This window comes from Blautia sp. 210820-DFI.6.14, from assembly GCF_020558815.1.
In the GTDB taxonomy this organism is placed as follows: Bacteria; Bacillota; Clostridia; order Lachnospirales; family Lachnospiraceae; genus Blautia_A; species Blautia_A obeum.
In genome coordinates this window covers 1-19,023 of sequence record NZ_JAJCKS010000036.1, presented here as the reverse complement: position 1 = coordinate 19,023, position 19,023 = coordinate 1, and the positions used below count along the sequence as shown (strand labels likewise).

The 19,023-nt window shown below is 37.8% G+C and carries 20 protein-coding genes and 2 pseudogenes; 15 read left to right on the top strand and 7 right to left on the bottom strand.

Features of this window, described 5'->3' with window-relative positions; all coding sequences use genetic code 11:
• Positions 1-122: 122 nt before the first annotated feature.
• The 5 genes and pseudogenes from LI112_RS16390 to LI112_RS16370 all read left to right on the top strand — a co-directional run bounded on the left by LI112_RS16390 (position 123) and on the right by LI112_RS16370 (position 3,943).
• Entirely contained in the window at positions 123-566 is a 444-nt protein-coding gene (locus LI112_RS16390; protein WP_195968447.1) for an N-acetyltransferase, read from the top strand.
• 337 nt (positions 567-903) lie between these two features.
• Positions 904-1,131 (top strand): annotated as a pseudogene (locus LI112_RS16385) (site-specific integrase); the annotation flags it as partial.
• A 918-nt stretch (positions 1,132-2,049) separates the two neighbouring features.
• Positions 2,050-2,385: pseudogene (locus LI112_RS16380) on the top strand (SDR family oxidoreductase); the annotation flags it as partial.
• A 312-nt stretch (positions 2,386-2,697) separates the two neighbouring features.
• A complete protein-coding gene (locus LI112_RS16375) occupies positions 2,698-3,162 on the top strand; it encodes a DUF4869 domain-containing protein (RefSeq protein ID WP_119241002.1) in 465 nt (154 codons plus the stop codon).
• Positions 3,140-3,943, top strand: a complete 804-nt coding sequence (locus LI112_RS16370) for a hypothetical protein (protein WP_227191101.1) — start codon at positions 3,140-3,142, stop codon at positions 3,941-3,943. Before LI112_RS16375 ends, LI112_RS16370 begins: the two co-directional genes overlap by 23 nt.
• 148 nt (positions 3,944-4,091) lie before the next feature.
• Here LI112_RS16370 and LI112_RS16365 read toward each other — a convergent pair whose 3' ends face one another.
• Positions 4,092-4,529, bottom strand: coding sequence for a MerR family transcriptional regulator (locus tag LI112_RS16365; protein ID WP_227191100.1), 438 nt, complete (start codon positions 4,527-4,529; stop codon positions 4,092-4,094).
• A gap of 119 nt (positions 4,530-4,648) precedes the next feature.
• Between LI112_RS16365 and LI112_RS16360 the strand changes: the two genes are divergently transcribed.
• Both LI112_RS16360 and LI112_RS16355 read left to right on the top strand, forming a co-directional pair.
• On the top strand, positions 4,649-5,647 hold the full coding sequence (locus tag LI112_RS16360; RefSeq protein ID WP_227191099.1) for an alpha/beta hydrolase: 999 nt from the start codon (positions 4,649-4,651) through the stop codon (positions 5,645-5,647).
• A 2-nt stretch (positions 5,648-5,649) separates the two neighbouring features.
• On the top strand, positions 5,650-6,240 hold the full coding sequence (locus LI112_RS16355) for a sugar O-acetyltransferase (protein ID WP_227191098.1): 591 nt from the start codon (positions 5,650-5,652) through the stop codon (positions 6,238-6,240).
• A 256-nt stretch (positions 6,241-6,496) separates the two neighbouring features.
• Here LI112_RS16355 and LI112_RS16350 read toward each other — a convergent pair whose 3' ends face one another.
• Positions 6,497-6,850 (bottom strand): cupin domain-containing protein, encoded by a 354-nt coding sequence (locus tag LI112_RS16350; RefSeq protein WP_020993869.1) that lies wholly within the window; start codon positions 6,848-6,850, stop codon positions 6,497-6,499.
• A 140-nt stretch (positions 6,851-6,990) separates the two neighbouring features.
• Between LI112_RS16350 and LI112_RS16345 the strand changes: the two genes are divergently transcribed.
• The 6 genes from LI112_RS16345 (at position 6,991) to LI112_RS16320 (ending at position 13,014) form a co-directional block, all read left to right on the top strand.
• Positions 6,991-7,323, top strand: a complete 333-nt coding sequence (locus tag LI112_RS16345; RefSeq protein WP_008373705.1) for a helix-turn-helix domain-containing protein — start codon at positions 6,991-6,993, stop codon at positions 7,321-7,323.
• 325 nt (positions 7,324-7,648) lie between these two features.
• Positions 7,649-7,888, top strand: a complete 240-nt coding sequence (locus tag LI112_RS16340) for a DUF6061 family protein (protein WP_006859036.1) — start codon at positions 7,649-7,651, stop codon at positions 7,886-7,888.
• 249 nt (positions 7,889-8,137) lie between these two features.
• Positions 8,138-8,827 carry a response regulator transcription factor gene (locus tag LI112_RS16335; RefSeq protein ID WP_009265522.1) on the top strand — a complete coding sequence of 230 codons (690 nt, stop codon included), beginning with the start codon at positions 8,138-8,140 and terminating at the stop codon, positions 8,825-8,827.
• Entirely contained in the window at positions 8,824-9,855 is a 1,032-nt protein-coding gene (locus LI112_RS16330; RefSeq protein ID WP_006859034.1) for a sensor histidine kinase KdpD, read from the top strand. The genes LI112_RS16335 and LI112_RS16330 overlap by 4 nt, the downstream gene beginning before the upstream one ends.
• A 151-nt stretch (positions 9,856-10,006) precedes the next feature.
• Entirely contained in the window at positions 10,007-10,672 is a 666-nt protein-coding gene (locus LI112_RS16325; RefSeq protein WP_006859033.1) for an ABC transporter ATP-binding protein, read from the top strand.
• Positions 10,673-10,686: 14 nt separating this feature from the next.
• Positions 10,687-13,014 (top strand): ABC transporter permease, encoded by a 2,328-nt coding sequence (locus tag LI112_RS16320; RefSeq protein ID WP_006859032.1) that lies wholly within the window; start codon positions 10,687-10,689, stop codon positions 13,012-13,014.
• Positions 13,015-13,209: 195 nt separating this feature from the next.
• On the opposite strand, the gene LI112_RS16315 is transcribed toward LI112_RS16320, so the two are convergent.
• The 5 genes from LI112_RS16315 to LI112_RS16295 form a co-directional block, all read right to left on the bottom strand.
• On the bottom strand, positions 13,210-13,917 hold the full coding sequence (locus LI112_RS16315; protein WP_008394183.1) for a DUF6040 family protein: 708 nt from the start codon (positions 13,915-13,917) through the stop codon (positions 13,210-13,212).
• On the bottom strand, positions 13,895-15,616 hold the full coding sequence (locus tag LI112_RS16310) for a MobA/MobL family protein (RefSeq protein WP_020993872.1): 1,722 nt from the start codon (positions 15,614-15,616) through the stop codon (positions 13,895-13,897). The genes LI112_RS16315 and LI112_RS16310 overlap by 23 nt, the downstream gene beginning before the upstream one ends.
• Positions 15,586-15,945, bottom strand: coding sequence for a hypothetical protein (locus LI112_RS16305; RefSeq protein ID WP_015515801.1), 360 nt, complete (start codon positions 15,943-15,945; stop codon positions 15,586-15,588). Before LI112_RS16305 ends, LI112_RS16310 begins: the two co-directional genes overlap by 31 nt.
• Positions 15,945-16,259 carry a hypothetical protein gene (locus LI112_RS16300; RefSeq protein ID WP_008704242.1) on the bottom strand — a complete coding sequence of 105 codons (315 nt, stop codon included), beginning with the start codon at positions 16,257-16,259 and terminating at the stop codon, positions 15,945-15,947. Before LI112_RS16300 ends, LI112_RS16305 begins: the two co-directional genes overlap by 1 nt.
• A gap of 140 nt (positions 16,260-16,399) precedes the next feature.
• Complete coding sequence (locus tag LI112_RS16295) at positions 16,400-16,630, bottom strand: helix-turn-helix domain-containing protein (protein WP_008704241.1); 231 nt, start codon at positions 16,628-16,630, stop codon at positions 16,400-16,402.
• 171 nt (positions 16,631-16,801) lie between these two features.
• Here LI112_RS16295 and LI112_RS16290 point away from each other — a divergent pair, with 171 nt between their 5' ends.
• Positions 16,802-17,431: a helix-turn-helix domain-containing protein gene (locus LI112_RS16290; protein WP_009265518.1), complete on the top strand. Its 630-nt coding sequence runs from the start codon at positions 16,802-16,804 to the stop codon at positions 17,429-17,431.
• Between the two features lie 86 nt (positions 17,432-17,517).
• A complete protein-coding gene (locus LI112_RS16285; RefSeq protein ID WP_227191097.1) occupies positions 17,518-18,813 on the top strand; it encodes a tyrosine-type recombinase/integrase in 1,296 nt (431 codons plus the stop codon).
• Positions 18,814-19,023: the final 210 nt, after the last annotated feature.

The following is a 19,023-nucleotide window of genomic DNA, read 5'->3' as shown; positions in this document are numbered from 1 at the left end:
AAATGGGTTTACACAAGAAATGCTTGCAGAAAAAATGAATGTGTCCGTTCGGCAATTGCAAAATGGGAAGCGGCAAACTAAAATTATTCGGATTGAAAAATCGGGATTCGAAGGTGCGATTGATGAAAATTATTGAAGTTAAAGAGAATAAAAAACAATATCTTGATTTGCTCCTATTAGCAGATGAGCAGGAAGATATGGTTGACCGTTATCTTGATAACGGCAAGATGTATGTACTTGATGATAATGGTGTTAAGTGCGAATGTGTCATAACTGATGAAGGAAATGACATACTTGAAATCAAGAACATTGCGACAGTTCCAGAATATCAAGGGAAAGGTTATGCAAGAGCCTTAATTGAGTTTATTGTTAATAATTACAGAGAACAATACGCCATTCTGCAAGTGGGAACAGGCGATAGCCCACTGACAATACCATTTTATGAAAAGTGTGGTTTTGTCCGTTCACATATCATATCAAATTTCTTTACAGATAATTACGACCACCCAATCTATGAGAGTGGAATACAGTTAGTAGATATGGTGTATTTGCAAAGCCCTTTATAAATTAACTTCAAGTTTGTGAAATCATAGAGTGTATGGATTCAATTCCATATGCTCTTTTTCTTCACTTAATTTCAGGAAAAATGCAGAAATCTAAAGGTCGTATTTTCAACACTCAGTGGTGATTTAATCGTAAAAAGAAATGGTGACCTTTTGGAAATGGAATTTCCAGCATATAAATTGGAGAAGATTCCCGTTACGCAGGCTATGATAGATGCGATTGGAGCCACGCCATCGGAAGCATATCATATATGGGAAGAGATTTACTGTGCGTGTTTGATGACGAAAAAACAGTAAGAAACTTGCAGCCTGATATGAATAAGCTCCTTAATTTAGATGGGTTACGGATGTGTACTCTCATATTCTGGATGATGACCGAAGGAAAAATGCAGAGCTTTTTGAAGAAGCATTTTATGAGAAAAAGAATCTGGATCCACAGATGCATGTACAACAGGAAAATAATAATGCAACTGTTGCTGATGAAGTCGATCCGGAACTTTTGGCAAAAGTGTTGGCAAATCCAGAGATGCGGGCATTGCTCAATTCACTGGCGAAGACGATGAAGTAATTAGTCTATCTCCATCATATCTATTGGAATCTCCATCATTTGATGATGGAATGATGGAGATTCAGTTACAAAAAAGGTTACAGATATTTTTACTGAATAAAATTTGCCAGTCAAAAACGCATGGACAAACCGTCTCGTATGCGTTATATTATTTATAGACAAGAAAATATCTTGTGCTTTCGATAGGAAGTTTAATTGAATACTGTTTACCATGATCGAACGTACGAAGCATGGTGGTCATATAACAGATGTCGATGGTAATATCAAGGCATTCCCCGATTATTAGCTGGAGCAAACAATTAGCTAACTTTCAGAGCTTTACAGAGCTTGACAGAGGGGGTATTCAGAATAACTCAAATTGAATCGGAAACAGTTTTTAATAGTGTCGGGTTTACCTTACCTCAGATTGACAGAGAGTGACAATAGGTTGGAGCTCTCCTAAGCACTAGATGTGGGTTCGATTCCCGCACGGGACGTTGCGGAATGATTAGCAGAAATCGCGAAATCATTCCGTTTTTTATTGGAAACGTATGAAAAACGCTTCCGTTTTCAGCGGAATTGCAAACGAATGGGCGAAATAGGCAAAGTTGATTTTCCAACAAAAATGGGCCCATTTCTAAAATGAAAAAATAATTTTTTCTAAGAGATTATGGCGACGACATTGTTTTCGCCGATACGGTTAGCGTTAAGTAGAGTAAATTACAGTCAAAACTGGTATTTTCTTAGCAAAAATCATTGCTTTTGTAACTCTATATAAATTTTTGAATGAAAATACTCATTCACAGATCTGTTTATGGTCTCGTGGATGAGTTTTTTTATTGCAATTAAATAGCTGAAAAAGGAGGGATTTCTAATGAATTGCAAAAAGAATGCGAAAAGCAGATCAGATGATGAACACCGACTATTCGATCCTGCCGTTACACTGCTGCCAAGGGTGGGATTTCAGCATTAACTCATGCGTTGGCGGTCAGTCTTGCAGGAAGAGTACGAGTCAATTCAATCTCTCCGGGATGGATAGATACTGACTTTACCGAATATACAGGAGCAGATGCAGTACAGCAGTCGGTTCATCGTGTCGGAAATCCTATGGATATTGCCAATATGGTACTGTTTCTTTGCTCTGAAAAAGCAGGCTTTATCACAGGTGAAAACATCTGTATTGATGGTGGCATGACAAAACAAATGATTTACCATAGTGATTGTGATTGGACGCTTGATATGTCGTCTGATATGACGAGTAAAAAAATAGATTAGGAGATATATAATACGGTATTAGAAATAAAATTTCGGAAACACGAGTATAAAACTTGAAAATGGAAATATTACTTATATATAAAGAGAAATGAGATAGAATCTGAGGAATTGAACTTTTCATGAAAGATGAAAATTGTTATAATCAGAATATGTGTAAAAGACAGAATTTGCTTGGATATGCATTAATAAAGGTGCGTAAACAGTTATATATTTAACTAAAGGATAAAATCGCAGATTTCAAAAGTGAGAAAAATCAATGATAGAGATAGATATTGATGAAAAATATATTAAAAACAGAGAGGTCGTGATAGGATGTTGAAAATATGGTACTATGCCAATATCGAATACATGAAAGATGCACCTTCGTATTTTGATAATGTATATGAAGATGAATGGATTGAAGATAGTTTTGTAAAAGAAATGATTCAGGATGTGGATCATTGCACAGTTATCAGTTCACATGTTATTGACAGTCCTATACTGGGAGCCATAACGCCGCGCGAATTGTCTGGTGGAGTGAAAGTTTTGATTCTTATGTTAAAGGACGATTCTTTTATTTACAACATGTCTAATTGCGGAGATAACTGCGCAAAATGGATTTTAAAGATTGCAGAGAAAAAGGATCTGACAGTATATTTGCAACATATAATGCGGTTTGAAGGTGAATTTAAAATTCAAATTATGAATACAGGGAAGATTGTATGCAATCCGGCAGAATATGTAGAAGGATTATTGGAAGCAGAGGAGATGGAAGATGAAAGGAAGCTACTGGTTTAAGGCTAAGAGTAAAAAAGTATTATTTGAGTTTTCCATTAGAAGAAATATTACCGTTATAAAAGGAGACAGTGCAACAGGAAAGACTACTCTTTTACATATTTTATATGAATATTTGAGAATTGGAAGGCAGTCAGGATATGCTGTTTCTACAAATGCATCATATTATGTATATATTCGAGATGAAGTGGGACGTGATTGGAAAGATGCATTATATCCGTTAAAAAATACAGTTATTTTTATCGAAGAAAATAATGAGTTTGTATTTACAAAGGAATTTGCCAGTTATGTAAAAGAATCTGGGAATTATTTTGTTTTTGTAACTCGTGCACCATTGAAGATGCTGCCTTATAGCATTCACGAAATTTATGAAATTATTACGGATGGAAAGCGTACAGATATAAAAGAATCCTATCATGAATTCAAAGAGATCTATAGCAATTATCCTATTATAGAAAATAACAAAATTCAGAATGTTGTTACAGAGGACAGTAATTCAGGATATCAGTTCTGGATGCAGGCATTTAAGAATAGCAATGTTACCAGTTCTAATGGAAATGGTAATCTTATTAAATGTGTAAAAGAGCTGGGTTTAGATAATATTCCTGAATATGTCGAATGTGAAAAATATGAAAGTTGGGAAAAGTTTTTTACAGAGATTTTGATTACGTTGACTGCGGATGGCGTTGAGAAGTATTCTAAGAACATACTGAATAGTTACTATTTGCAAGATTGGGTAGTTGATAAGATAAAAGAACAATTGCCTATAGAAGTTATAAACTAAGACTTCCCATACCTAAAAAATGGGACTCGCACCTTGAAAATTCAATACACCGATATGGTGTGGGAAGTCTTAGTTCTTATATTGTAATGAAAAACATAACCAATTTTATTCGGTAGTACAGATTCCAGTTTGATGGAGAAAGCAAAAATCAGTCATGCCCTTTGTCATATAGTTTCTGTATATTTTTTGGAAGCTTGTCAGGTAACATGGCATTTATAGCATCTTCGTTACCATCTTTCATTGCTGTTTCGTAATACCAGCACTTGAATTTTAAGAGGGAGAGAGTTTTTTGAAGTTCCTGAATTTCAGTTTCAACAGCTGATTTTCTGGCTTCAAATAATTCTTTCCTTTTTTCATAGCTGGAGCTGCCTTCAGATACCCAGAAAAAAAATTGCTTTATATCTTTAATCTCAAGACCGGATTTCTTCAGACATTCAATAATGCGAAGAGCTTCCAATTCATTATCGCTGAAATAACGGATGTTTCCCTTACGTTCCAGATTAGGGAAAAAGCCTTCCTTGTCATAATACCTTAATGTAGAAACAGGAAGATTAAACATTGCAGAGACCTGACCGATTGTATACATAAAAAACCTTCTTTCAAATTCATGCTTGACCTAAAGTTAACTTTAGGTTGTAAGATATTTATATCATATACTATTGTTAGTGTAATTACAAGAAATTTTGCATATGGAGGATGTTAAATATGTTAAAAACAGAAGAATTAAAGCTGGTATCTGAATGGGATAAAACTTTTCCACAGAGTGAAAAAGTAGACCATAAGAAAGTGACATTTGTAAATCGTTATGGAATCACACTTGCCGCAGATTTGTATAAACCGAAAAATGTATCAGGGAAATATCCTGCAATTGCCGTAAGCGGACCATTTGGCGCAGTCAAAGAACAGTGTTCCGGATTATATGCGCAGACGATGGCTGAAAAAGGATATCTTACCATTGCATTTGATCCTTCTTTTACGGGGGAAAGTGGAGGCAATCCAAGATTCATGGCTTCTCCGGATATTAATACAGAAGATTTCATGGCTGCGGTAGATTTCCTTTCTGTTCGGGAAGATGTGGATCCAGATAAAATAGGAATCATTGGAATCTGTGGCTGGGGTGGAATGGCTCTTAACGCAGCTGCACTGGATACAAGAATAAAAGCAACGGTTGCATCTACCATGTATGATATGACAAGGGTAAATGCGAATGGATACTTTGATTCTGAGGACAGTGAAGAAGCACGTTATGCAAAGAAACAGTCACTGAATACCCTCAGGACAGAAGAATACCGCAAAGGCGAATATTCAAGAGGCGGTGGTTGTGTTCCCCTTCCGGTTCCGGAAGATGCACCTTTCTTCGTAAAAGATTACAGTGAGTATTATAAAGGCAGATGTTATCATAAAAGGAGCCTGAATTCAAATGATGGCTGGAACAGTATTGGATGTATGTCATTTATGAATCAGCCAATATTAAAGTACAGTAATGAAATCAAAAGTGCAGTCCTTATCGTTCATGGAGAAAAAGCACACAGCTATTATTTTGGAAAAGATGCTTATGAAAATATGATCAAGAACAGCAAGTACACATCCAATAAAGAACTGCTGACAATTCCGGGAGCTGTTCATACAGATCTATACGATAATCCGGATGTGATCCCATTTGACAAAATTCAGAAATTTTTTAAAGAAAACGGAGTTGGTTAATTATGACGTGTGAAGAATATTTGAGTAATATGAAGCCCGGATATATCGTAGATGGTGGAAGTGAAGAACATCTGGTTATGCATGAGCTGTCTCAAAGGGCATTAAAGATAACGATGGAGCTGAATAACAAATATCATACAAAAGAAGAAATTATACAGCTTATGTCGGAGCTTACCGGACAAAAAATAGATGAAAGTTTTGGAATGTTTCCTCCGTTTTATACAGACTGCGGACGAAATATCCATATAGGTAAAAATGTTTTTATTAATGCAGGATGTAAGTTTCAGGATCAGGGTGGTATTTATATAGAGGATGGAGTCCTGATTGGACATAATGCAGTATTGGCAACGATCAATCATATGGAAGATCCCGAGAAAAGAGCAGGTATGATATTTCAGCCGATTTACATAGAAAAAAAAGTGTGGCTTGGAGCAAATGTAACGGTTCTTCCGGGGGTTACGATTGGTGAAGGTTCGGTCATTGCAGCCGGAGCAGTTGTAACAAAAGATGTTCCGGCCAATATGATTGCGGCAGGAGTGCCTGCGAAAGTTATACGGAAGGTTAAAAAAGACACTGAAAAAGGAGAAATTTAATCATGGCAAAAAAAGTATTGATCATATCGACAAGTCTTTGAGGAGGCAGCAATTCTGATATACTTGCAAATGAGTGTGCAAAGGGAGCAAAAGAAGCCGGGCATGATGTGGAACTTCTTTCTTTGAAAGGAAAAAATATAAAATACTGTATCGGTTCTTGTTTGAAAAATTGAGAAAACGTAATATTGAACAAAAAAGGAATGCACAGTTCTTAGCTTATCGGGAACTGTGCATTTTTGTAAATAAATACTTTTAATTAGCCGATTACAGCATCCTCTGCTGTAAAATGTTCCAGAGAATTTTCTTTTACCTGAATGCAGATATAAGTAATTCCGGAAATATCGGATGCAAAAAACTGACGCTTTGCAGTAGGTGCGATTTTTAGCCAGTCTCCAGTTGAAAGGCTAATTTCTTCTCCATCAATTATGGCTTTGCCGTTACCTGAAAGAATTCCATAGATTTCTTCATTTTCTTTATGAGAATGAACAAATGGGACATTTGCTCCTGCAGGTAGTTCGTTTAAACTGATTTCTGCACCTGTTAAAGACAACTTTTCATGCAGCTCAATTCGGTTTTCCTTTCCAATAGTTGTTTTTGTGTAATTTGCCATAATAACCTCCATAGTTAATTTGTAGTTTCTGATTGCTTGGTATTAGTATAGTGTGAGACACATACAAAAACAAGTACGCACCTTTTTGTAACTGTACACTCAAAAATGAATGTGTTACAATAGACTCGGAGGTGAGAATTATGCGAGCAAAAGAAGAATTACCGGAATGCCCAGTTGCAACAGCAGTATCTCTTATCGGAGGAAAATGGAAACTGCTGATTTTGCGTAACTTGAAAGAGCGTCCATGGAGATTCAATGAGCTACAACGAAGTATAGATGGTATTTCACAAAAGGTTTTGACAGATAGTTTAAGACAAATGATGAGTGATGGGCTGGCATATCGCCACGATTACCATGAGCAGCCACCGAGAGTTGAATACGGCTTAACGGAACTCGGAACAAAAATGCTTCCAATTGTTAATTCACTTGCTGACTTTGGTAACTACTATAAATCAATTATTGAACAGAATTAAGGACGTTAGTATTTGAAAAGCTTGAACAATTCAAGTTGATATTTCACATATTTTAGGAAATTTAATAACTGTTATATTTGATTATCAAATTCTTCGCAAACCCTTGAAAATACTAAGTTTGTAGCAAGTGAACTTTCCCTTACTCTTTCCCTTGTGTTACATTTTCCCATTGCTTTTCATGAACCTTAATATGGGAAAAATTAAGGGAAAGAAAATTTCATAACACAATATAACATATAACAATAACGACATGGTGAACTGATTGAAATGTTTTCGATATTTAACTCTGTAACTGATTATCAAAAGAAAATGGAGATAAGATACGATGAGAACAATTTATGCAGAATATAATATAAACCACGATAGTATTGATGTTTACACAAGTGCTGGATATATGCTTCGCATTGATTGCTGGGAAGCTGAAAAAAATTTAAAAACCACATATGGATCAGAATGTGCGCTTACTTCATTGGCTGTGGATGAGCCTTTGGAATATGCAAGATTATATCTTGATGGCAATTTACAGATGTGGGTGGATACAGAAGATTCATTAGAACTTTATTAAGCAAGAAGTGAGATAGTGTTGTAGGGAGTTTCCTGTAGTTAAAGATACCACACCCGATATGATGAACCCACGCTTCTACACTACCAGCTATGATAAAAGAAAGGACAGCAATTTGACACTGCTGTCCTTTCTTTTATAAAATTGCAGTACACAGAAAAAAGCTGTAAAATGAAAAATATATTTGTCCTTGTAACAATTCTCGGACATTTGCCTGTTATACTATCTGCAAAAAGAAAAGGAAGTGATAATATGAAGCATATTTTAATTGTCGAAGATGATAATCTTTTGAATAAAACGCTTACTTATAATTTGGAATTGGACGGTTACACAATAACTTCTGTTCTGAATGCAAGGACAGCCGCTGAATCATTAAAAACAAACATTTTTGATTTGGTATTGCTGGATATAAATTTACCAGACGGAAATGGTTATGACCTATGCCGTCTTATCAAGCCAGAGCATCCTGATACAGTAGTTATATTTCTAACTGCCAACGATCAGGAAAGCAATCAGATACGGGGATATGAAGCTGGTGCAGTGGATTATATCACGAAACCTTTTTCGATTAGTGCTTTGCAGCGAAAAATCAAAGCCATGTTCGCTATGTTGGAGCATCACAAACCAGCTAAGGATATTTACGAGGATGGTAGCTTGTTTCTGGATTTTTCGGAACAATTTGCAAGTTTGAACGGGAAACCATTAGCACTTTCTGCGATGGAATATAAAATGTTGAACCTATTTCTTAAAAATCCGAAGCAGGTACTTACTCGCCAACAATTTTTAGAAAAACTGTGGGATGTTGATGAAAAATATGTAGATGAACATACCCTTACTACTTCTATCAGCCGTATTCGCAGTAAGATTGAAGCGGATGGCGACACATATATCAAAACGGTTTATGGTATGGGGTATCAATGGACAGGAGGCGAAAAGAAATGAATCTGAATAACCTTTCTGCTAAGAAAATTTGTAGACTGGTTAGTGCTGGCATGGTTTTCTCTATGCTGGTAATTACCGGTATTTTCGGCGGTATAATGCAGGATATACGAATTTTTATAGTGGGTGGAACATTGACACTCTGTGCGTTTTTCTGGATTTGGCTATTGGTGCTGATTTTTGGAAAACGCCTTTCTCATTTTACTTCTAATTTGTGCCGGACGCTGGACAACATGATTGATGGAAACGAGGAATTACAAAAGTCAAATGATAGTGAAACTCTTTTTGCCCGTATCAACCACCGCTTAATTCGGTTGTATGAGATTATGCAGAAAAACCGGCACAAGGTAGACATGGAACGACAGGAGCTTCAAATGCTGATTTCTGATATTTCACATCAAGTTAAAACGCCTGTCAGCAATTTGCAAATGGTAACGGACACACTTTTAACAAAGCCTGTTTCAGAAGAAGAACGGATGGACTTTTTACAAGGCATACGTAGTCAGACTGATAAACTGGATTTTCTGTTCCAAGCACTGGTTAAAACGTCCCGGTTGGAAACCGGAGCAATACGATTAGAAAAGAAAGACAGCAGCTTATTCCATACGCTTGCACAAGCCATGAGCAGTATTGTATATGCCGCAGAGAAAAAAGAAATTGCTGTATCCGTGGATTGCCCGGAAAATTTGATAATCTCCCATGACAGCAAGTGGACAAGCGAAGCCCTTTTCAATCTGCTGGACAATGCAGTAAAATACACTCCGTCAGGTGGAAAGATTTCTGTATCAGTGGTTCAGTGGGAAATGTACGTAGAGGTCAAAGTGACCGACACCGGCAAGGGCATTTCAGAAAGCAATCAGGCTGCCATCTTCCGGCGCTTCTATCGTGAGGAAGAAGTACACGATCAACAGGGTGTGGGAATAGGTTTGTATTTGGCTCGTGAGATTGTAACAAGGCAAGGGGGCTATATCAAGGTTGTTTCAGAGCTGAGGCAAGGCTCAGAATTTTCTATTATGCTTCCTGTAAGGTAAGATATAACCACTTTTTTTGAAATGTCCGAGCGTTGTAACATTTCACTCTGATTTTCGATAAAAATTTTTTCTATCTCGGACATTTGTGTAACATTTGTGGTTTACAATGGCTTTATCAACAGATAGAAAGCCTTGAAAGGAGCATTTGAATATGAGCATTTTACAAACAATCGACTTAAAGAAGTATTACGGCACAGAACCAAATATTACTCGTGCCCTTAATGGTGTAAATTTTACTGTGGAACAGGGAGAATTTGTTGCCGTAGTTGGAACTTCCGGCAGCGGTAAGTCTACATTGCTTCACATGATGGGAGGACTTGATACCCCCACTTCCGGCAGCGTGATTGTACGGGGAGAAGAACTCGCAAAAAAGAATGATGATGAATTGACAATTTTCCGCCGTCGTAACATCGGATTTATCTTCCAAAATTATAATCTGGTTCCGATTTTGAATGTATATGAAAATATCGTCCTGCCTGTGGAACTGGATGGCGATACAGTAGACCAGAAATTTATGGACGAAGTTGTGTATATGTTGGCTTTAGAAGATAAACTGGAAAATATGCCGAACAATCTTTCAGGCGGTCAACAGCAACGTGTAGCGATTGCACGAGCTTTAATTACGAAGCCTGCGATTATCCTTGCTGATGAACCGACCGGAAATCTTGATAGCAAGACCAGTGCAGATGTGTTAGGGCTTTTGAAGCATACCAGCGGAGAATTTAATCAGACCATTGTAATGATTACTCACAACAACGAGATCGCTCAACTCGCAGACCGCATTGTACGGATTGAAGATGGTAAAATTGTTGGCTAAAGGAGGTGGGAATTATGAATTATCCTTTTGAAAATGATACCAGTGCAGTAATTAAAAAATTAGCACGAAAAAGTGTGCGTTTTGATAAGAAGAAAAACTTATTTTGCCTTTCGGCAATTATTGTAGCCGTTGCTATGATAATGATGTCGTTGCTCACAGTGCAAAATATCATTTATCAAAATCAGAAAGAAATCGAAGGATTACATCAAGGGATTTTCTTTGACATTACGCAGGACAGTAAAGAAAAGTTGTTAGCAAACGAAGAAGTAAAAAGTGTAGGACTTTCCTGTAATATCAAAACAGTGAAAGAAAATTCTAAAGAACTGTCTCTGATTTATTATGATGATGACATGCTTAGTTTGATTCCTGCCTTTGACGGAAAATATCCAGAGAAAGCAAGTGAAATTGCTGTTACAGATGCCTTTTTTGCCAGTGAAAATAAGTCTCCGGAAATCAACGCCATAGTTCAGTTGAATCTGGATGGTACTTTGAAGAATTATACTATTGTTGGTATTTATCATGATAAAACTTCTACCGCTTATCCTGTTTTTGTTTCACTTGAAAAATGCCGGGAATTACGTGGAAATAACCTGCTTAATGGATATGTTTGGCTTGAAAATGCAGATACCCTTACAAAAGACGAAGCAACAGAAATATTATCTCAAATTTCAGAGGAGACTGGACTGAATAATTGGACAGTCAGCAGTTACTATGATTATGTAAATACAACTTTGTCCTTCAGTAATTATGCGGTATATGGTGTAGTTGCTGCCATTTTGTTTTTAGCTGCCGCACTTGTAATTTACAGCATTTTCTATATTTCGGTTGGACAAAAAGTTGCTGAGTTCGGACAGCTTCGGACAATAGGGGCAAGTAAAAAGCAAATTTATAAAATAGTTCTTAAACAGGGTTATATGCTTGCAGTTCCGGGGATTTTAATTGGTAGTATCATGGGAACGATCATCAGCTATTGTCTGCAATCAAAAGGCTGGTCAGTATTTGCATTTATTGTTTCTCTATGTGGCGCATGCCTTTTTGGAATACTGCTTGTTTATATTAGTGTTCGTAAACCAGCAAAAATTGCAGCGAATACTTCTCCAATTTCCGCCCTGAAAAATCCAGTGGGAATTGTAAATTACCGCACTCACAAAAGACATCGTATTACGCCTGTATATTTAGCGAAAATCAGCTTTTCCAGAAACAGAAAAAAATCTCTATTGACCATTTTATCATTGGGACTGTGCGGAGTTATATTTTTCCTTGCAGCAAGTTATCAGAGTTCTTTTAATGCCGAGAGTATGGCTCGTTATTGGGATATGAAGTACGGAGATTTCAAAATCAGCATTGATTTAGAAAACGAAAGTGAAAATTTGGATGCTCTCTTGCAGAAAGAATATTTTTCTGATTATGTAAAGCGTGTTGGAGATATAGAGGGAGTTAGCAATATATTTACTTATGCTACCGTACCAGTTGATTTCTCAACAGACAATGATATTTCAGATAGCACCTTGATGCTCGGCTATAATGAAAAGGATTTGGCGTCGCTAAATGCAGCGGTTTTGTCTGGAAATATTACTGATGATACAGAATTAGTTGTAAGTGATCCCGAACGTATTTATGATGTTTACCATTGGAAACCTCAAATTGGGGATACTGTGACCTTTAATTTCAAAAATCATAGTGGTAAAACAATAACAAAAGCATTCAAAATTGGTGCAATCACTTCCAGCAATGATGGAATGGGTGGCTATATTTTCAGAATGCCGGAAAATATGCTCAAAGAACTTGCAGGTTATGACTGTACATACGCAATCGAAATACAAGCAGAAGCTGAATATCAGGAGATAATCGAGCAAGAACTCAAATTACTCGTTTCTGACAATAGGGATGTTCGCTTACAAACCCTTCAAGATTTTATTGTAGAACACCAATCAGACAATCGTGCAGGTTTTACATTAGCTTATGCGATTGCAGCCATCTTGTGGATATTTGCGGTCATCAATCAAATCAATCTTACTGTGACAAATCTTTTATCACAGAAACAGGAAATGGGCACACTAAAATCTATTGGTATGACAAATAAGCAGTTGAAGCAAGCATTTATGATGGAAGGTCTTTTTACTACTTTGATTGCATTGCTTATAACTGCTGTTGTTGGAATCCCCGGCGGATATGCAATCGGTATATTTTTGAAAAATGCAGGCATGTCTACGGGATTTGTATTTCCGGTTGTTGCTTTTACTCTTTTTGCTGTTGCTATGTTTATGCTTGAAAGTTTGATGACAATATTGCTTATTCATTCATGGAAGAAGCAATCTGTTATTGCAATAATGCGAAATTGATGATAGAAAGCTTTTCATATCTCGGTCAGCTCCACAATTACATTACTCTGCTGATACAGCCAGTCCGTAAATTCTTTCGGGCTGGCTGTTCCTGTTTTTACAGCCTTTTTTCTCTGTAATACTTCTTTTCATACAGTAAATTTTCACTAGGCTGGTATGGAGTAATTTTACTGTCTATACAGTAAGTTGAAAATACTAATATGGTCTTTTTTCTAACCAAACTTTAAGATAACATCTAATTCCAACATATGCGCCCTGCGAAAGTACGAAAAGCAATAGAAGATTTACTGACAGTACTTTTTTGATTGATTCTCCAAAATAAATGACAATAGCAACACTTGTCAGTATCATTAGTAGAGTAATAACATCCCAACAGTTTTTCTTATATAATTCTATAACCTTTATTTCTATCAGTATCGCCAGCATCCCTGTTCCTGCCATACATATTCCTACAATCAATATTAGCAATAACCAATATACCATTCCGGCTATAAAAGCATTTGGAATTTTTGTACTAATCTGTGCCGCAGAATGCCCGGCATCAATCGTCCATCCGACAAAGGTTTGTATGAATGATGCTAAATCATTGAAGAATGATTTACAATCGACAAGGAACATATCTGACTGTACTGCCTGAAAAAGAGTGGTTGTCAACGAATACCATGCAAGAAGGAACAAGGTTGTTTGGAACATTACCGTTTTTGCTTTATACTGTCCTGCAAGTCGCTCTTTTTGTGTTTCGTATTTTGCTTTTGCATTCTGATAGGCTGTCCGGTTACAGGCTTCACATTTTTCATAGAGTACCGGCTTTTCTACCGGTATTTCTACGATTTTCTGATGTGTCCGGGCATAATCCCGTTCCTGTGTTAAATAGCATATTTTATCTTGACATTCCTCTATCATGACGTTTGCGCTTCGCAACTTCTCTTTCTCGATCCGCAATGCTCTGTCTGCCAGCTTCAAGTCGTTCTTTAATGCTTGAATATTCCCGGCTCTGTTCTCTTTGTTTAATTTCTCGTTCAAGGTCAGAGATTCGCTGAGCTGCGTCTTCAGTTCCACGATAAGCTGTTCTTTCTGTTCTAGTTCTTCTTGTATCTCCTCGGTCAAGAGCAGAAGTTCTTCCAACTGTTCGGCGTTCTTTGATTCTCTGGATTCGTTCATCTATATCACGTCCTTTCTCTATCTGCTGTTCCAGTTCAGCAATTCGGTGTTCTGTTTCAGTAATAAACTGTTTTCGCTGTTCAGCTTCTGTGCCAATTTCTGCCATTGCTGATTTTCGTTTTCCAAAAGCTCTATCTTCGTTTTCTGTTCTTCCATCTTGGAAAGCAGTTCCTCGGTATTTGGCAAAATGTTGAGCAGCTCGGATAACTCGTTGTTTAATTTTTGTAATTTCTGATTCTGTTTTTGCATAAGAGAGAGTTGAGTGTCCCGGTTCTGCATTTCCAGAATCATTTCTGCCATTAGGTTCTGCTGTTCTTCGATTTGACCAATCATGGATTCCATTAAGGGTATAATTTCCCGGCTTTCTTCTAATGTCATTTAATCGCTCCTTCCATAATGATAATGCACCCGATACTTTCCCAAAGGTGTTTAGTATCTTTTGCAATAACGTGTTTTGTTGTTTTATGATTTGATTTTCCGCTACTTTCCACGAGCCTTTTATTTCCTGCCCGGCAAAAAACTTTTGTTCAATCTTTCTTGCGTCAGCTCCTTCATGGATGGTAGGAATCTGGAGTTTTCCCTGCTTTTCATAAGAACGATGATCAACTTGATTATGCAAAGGCAGATGTTCATTACATACCTTTGCCCATTCACTCCGCCACAGTTCACAATTTTTTGGATTGTTCCATCCAGTAGCATCGGTCAGCACCCGTTTCCATTGCAGGCGGTTTCTTGCTCCAATCTTCTGAATTCCGTTTTCGTCTAATACAGGGATACGGATTCCATGACGGTCAGGGTTTTTCTTATCCTGCCACCAGTTCGGATGGGATTCATCAATCACGATATTTCCGTTTTTATCTCTGACAAAATCCCAATCCTTGACTTCTTTCTTTCCCCAAGAATGATCCGGGTTAAAAGGACGCATAGTTAGAAGCAGATGGACATGGGGGTTGCCATCCCCTTTGTCGTGGATACTCCAATCAGCGCACATTCCTCTATCTACAAAAGTTTTTTGGATATAGTCGGTTGTATATTGAATTTGTTCCTGTCTGCTCCATTCTTTGGGGAGGGCAAATTCAAATGACCTGCCAAGTTGGGCATCTGCATTTTTTTCAATCTTCAATACCTCATTCCATAACCTCTGTTTCTGAAATGTGATTTTGAATTTTTTTAAAGCAGCTTCTTTATCTTCTGACCTTTTGTATCGGACAGATTTTTGAAAGCGTTTTATATTTTCTTCTGGTACTATCTGCCATTCAGGAGGTGCGTTTTCGCACATCATCAGCCGGGTGTAGACCACTTCTTTTTTAGAAGTGTAATAACTGATTCTCCCTGTTTCCTCGTTTTTCATCACATCCCCATTGAGATATGCGGAAGCGGAGATAACAGATTTCCCTTTACTTCGTCCGACTATTTTGATTGTGTAATGAAAAATCGCCATGTCTGGATTCCTCCTTTCTGACGTATCCGGCATAGATTTCCGGCAACATTGCTTTCAGTTTTAGAAAAAGCAGCATTGCCGGAACTCCCTCTGCGTAAGAGTGCCCTGCGCATAGCAGCCTGCATGGAATGCGCCTCTCTGGCGAAGAGTGCCTCCTGCGGCATGAGCAGGTCTGGCTGAAAGCCCCGCCGACGGAACGAGCCCGGCAAGCGTGAGCGCAGACCGGTTGACACTTGTGGCAAACTTATTGGGACGACCTCTGGTTGTCCATAAGTGCGCCCTTCATGAAAAAGCAATGAAGGGAATGAAAAACTCATCCCCTCTGCCATTACACTTCCTCCATATCGGTATTGGTTTCTTTCTGCATTGCTTTTGAGAAAAATCTCCCATTGGCTTCCTGCCTTTTCAGAAAAACAATCAGCTTTGGGATGTCTTTTTCCTCAATAGGAGCACCAAGAACGGATTCCACCGCACCGCCAATCTGACAGAGCCTATGGGTTCGTTTTTTACTTTCCTCGGTTTTCTTTCGTTTCAGAAGTTCTTTCTTCTGTGCTGCATATCGTTTTGCTTTTTCAAGGCTTTCCTGTTCCCTTTTTTCCATTTCAAGCATTCGTTCTTCATAACTTTTTGTTGATTTTGCCATTATTACATTCTCCTTTCTTTTGCAAACATAAGTTCTCGGTTGCGTATCAGAAGAAGCACATGGTATAATCTTCTTGCGTGTAGGTATATCATGGCTTTGGTCTGATAGAACCTTTGGCGGTTTCTTTGGAAGCCGCCTTTTTAATTTGCCACAGTTCTTGTTACAGCTTTTACATTTCCTCTATCCCTCAAATCACGACCTTCATTAGCTTCCATAAACATTTCCAGAATATCGGTTTTAATCAGGACTTTGCGACCAACCTTTAATACTGGAAGTTTCTTCCATTCTACAAGCTGTCTTAAGGTGTTTCTGCCGATTCCCGTATAGTCAGCAGCTTCTTCGATGGATAATGCAATTTTTCTTTGCGTCATATAATCACCTCCTTACAAATTGCATTATGCAATTCTTGTGATGTAAGTATATCCTTTTCACATCTTTTTGTCAAGCGTTACGAAATGTTAAAAATAAACTTTATATTGCATATTGCAATTTCGGAAAAACAATGCTATAATTCATACATACCGAAAAAGGAGGCAGTCAGCATGAAAGATAAAGAATTACGCAAGCTGATAGGGAGCAGAGTAAAACAGCGCCGTCTGGAATTGAATCTGACACAGCCTTATGTCGCAGAAAAGATGGGTGTTACCGCTTCTACAATCCTGCGTTATGAGAATGGTTCGATTGACAATACGAAAAAAATGGTGTTGGAAGGTCTTTCGGAAGCACTCCATGTATCTGTGGAATGGCTCAAAGGGGAAACAGATGAATATGAAACCGATATTACGGATAAGAGAGAATTACAGATTCGTGATGCGATGGGAGATATTCTGGAACAGTTACCACTTGCCCTTACCAAAGAAGAAGATGCTTTTTCAAAAGATTTATTACTGCTGATGTTAAAACAATATGGTCTGTTTTTGGATTCCTTTCAGTTCGCCTGCAAAAACTTTAAGGGGAATGATGGTCAGACGGATATTGCCAAAACAATAGGGTTTGAATCGAATGATGAATATAATGAGATTATGTTCTTAAGGGAAATCACTCACACCATCAATGCTTTTAATGAGATGGCAGACATCGTAAGGCTCTATTCCAAGAAACCCAAAACAGCAGAGCAAAGGCTTGCAAATCTTTTATCAGAAGTCTTATACGAAGATTCCGAATCGGTATAGTAAGACAGCCGGAGTTATGATATACTTACACGCACGAAGCATTTCATCAGTTCCGATTGTCTAATATCGAAAGGAGACATACGATTATGGCAAAAGGATCTGTAAGAAAAAAAGGAAAGAAATGGTACTACCGCTTCTATGTAGAGGACGCAAGCGGCAATCTTGTTCAGAAAGAATGCGTTGGAACAGAAAGCAAAAGTGAAACTGAAAAACTGCTCCGTCAGGCAATGGATGATTATGAGAAAAAGAAATTTGTTGCCAAAGCGGAAAATCTCACAGTCGGACAGCTTTTGGATGTGTGGGCAGAGGAGGAATTAAAAACAGGTACGCTCAGCAATGGTACTGTGGAGAATTACCTCGGAACAATCCGAAATATTAAGAAACATCCGCTGGCAGAACGGAAATTAAAAAATGTAACCTCTGAGCATTTGCAATCCTTTTTTGATTTGCTTTCCTTCGGGGGAGTTCATCCCGACGGAAAAGAGAGAAAGGGTTACAGCAAAGATTACATCCATTCTTTTTCCGCAGTCATGCAGCAGTCCTTCCGCTTTGCAGTATTTCCAAAACAGTATATTACGTTCAATCCCATGCAGTATATTAAACTGCGGTATCAGACGGACGAAGTTGATTTGTTTTCAGACGAGGACATGGACGGAAATATCCAACCAATTTCACGAGAAGATTATGAAAGATTGCTTGCTTATCTGAAAAAAAAGAACCCAGCCGCAATACTTCCAATCCAGATAGCCTATTATGCCGGGCTTCGTATTGGAGAAGCCTGCGGTTTGGCGTGGCAGGACGTAAATCTGGAAGAACAATGCCTTACCATAAGACGTAGCATCCGATACGATGGCTCAAAGCGCAAATATATCATCGGACCAACCAAGCGGAAAAAAGTAAGGGTTGTTGATTTTGGAGATACGCTGGTAGAGATTTTCCGTAATGCCCGGAAAGAGCAGTTAAAAAATCGAATGCAGTACGGAGAACTTTATCACACGAACTACTACAAAGCGGTCAAAGAGAAAAACAGAGTGTACTACGAATATTATTGCTTAGACAGAACAGAGGAAGTCCCGGCAGATTATAAAGAAATTTCTTTCGTCTGTTTAAGACCGGATGGTTGTCTGGAACTTCCAACTACTTTGGGGACTGTTTGCAGAAAGGTGGCAAAAACATTAGAGGGATTTGAAGGCTTTCATTTCCACCAGTTACGTCACACCTATACAAGCAACCTTTTAGCAAATGGAGCTGCCCCAAAAGATGTGCAGGAACTGTTAGGACACTCAGATGTAAGTACCACAATGAATGTCTATGCTCACTCCACAAGAGATGCTAAACGAAAATCAGTTAGGCTTCTTGATAAAGTGGTAGGCAATGATTAAAAAAATTCCCTTATTTCCCTTGTGATTATCTCATAAGGGTAAAAATAAGGGAAACTACATATCATTTCACTAATGGACAGGCGGGAAAGCCTATAAAATGGGGAAAGTTAGAGAGATAATTATATAAATTCAAGTTTGGAGAATTGAGAAAATCGGAATTTTGGAGGTTATTATGGCTTTTGATTTTAAAAAAGAGTATAAAGAATTCTA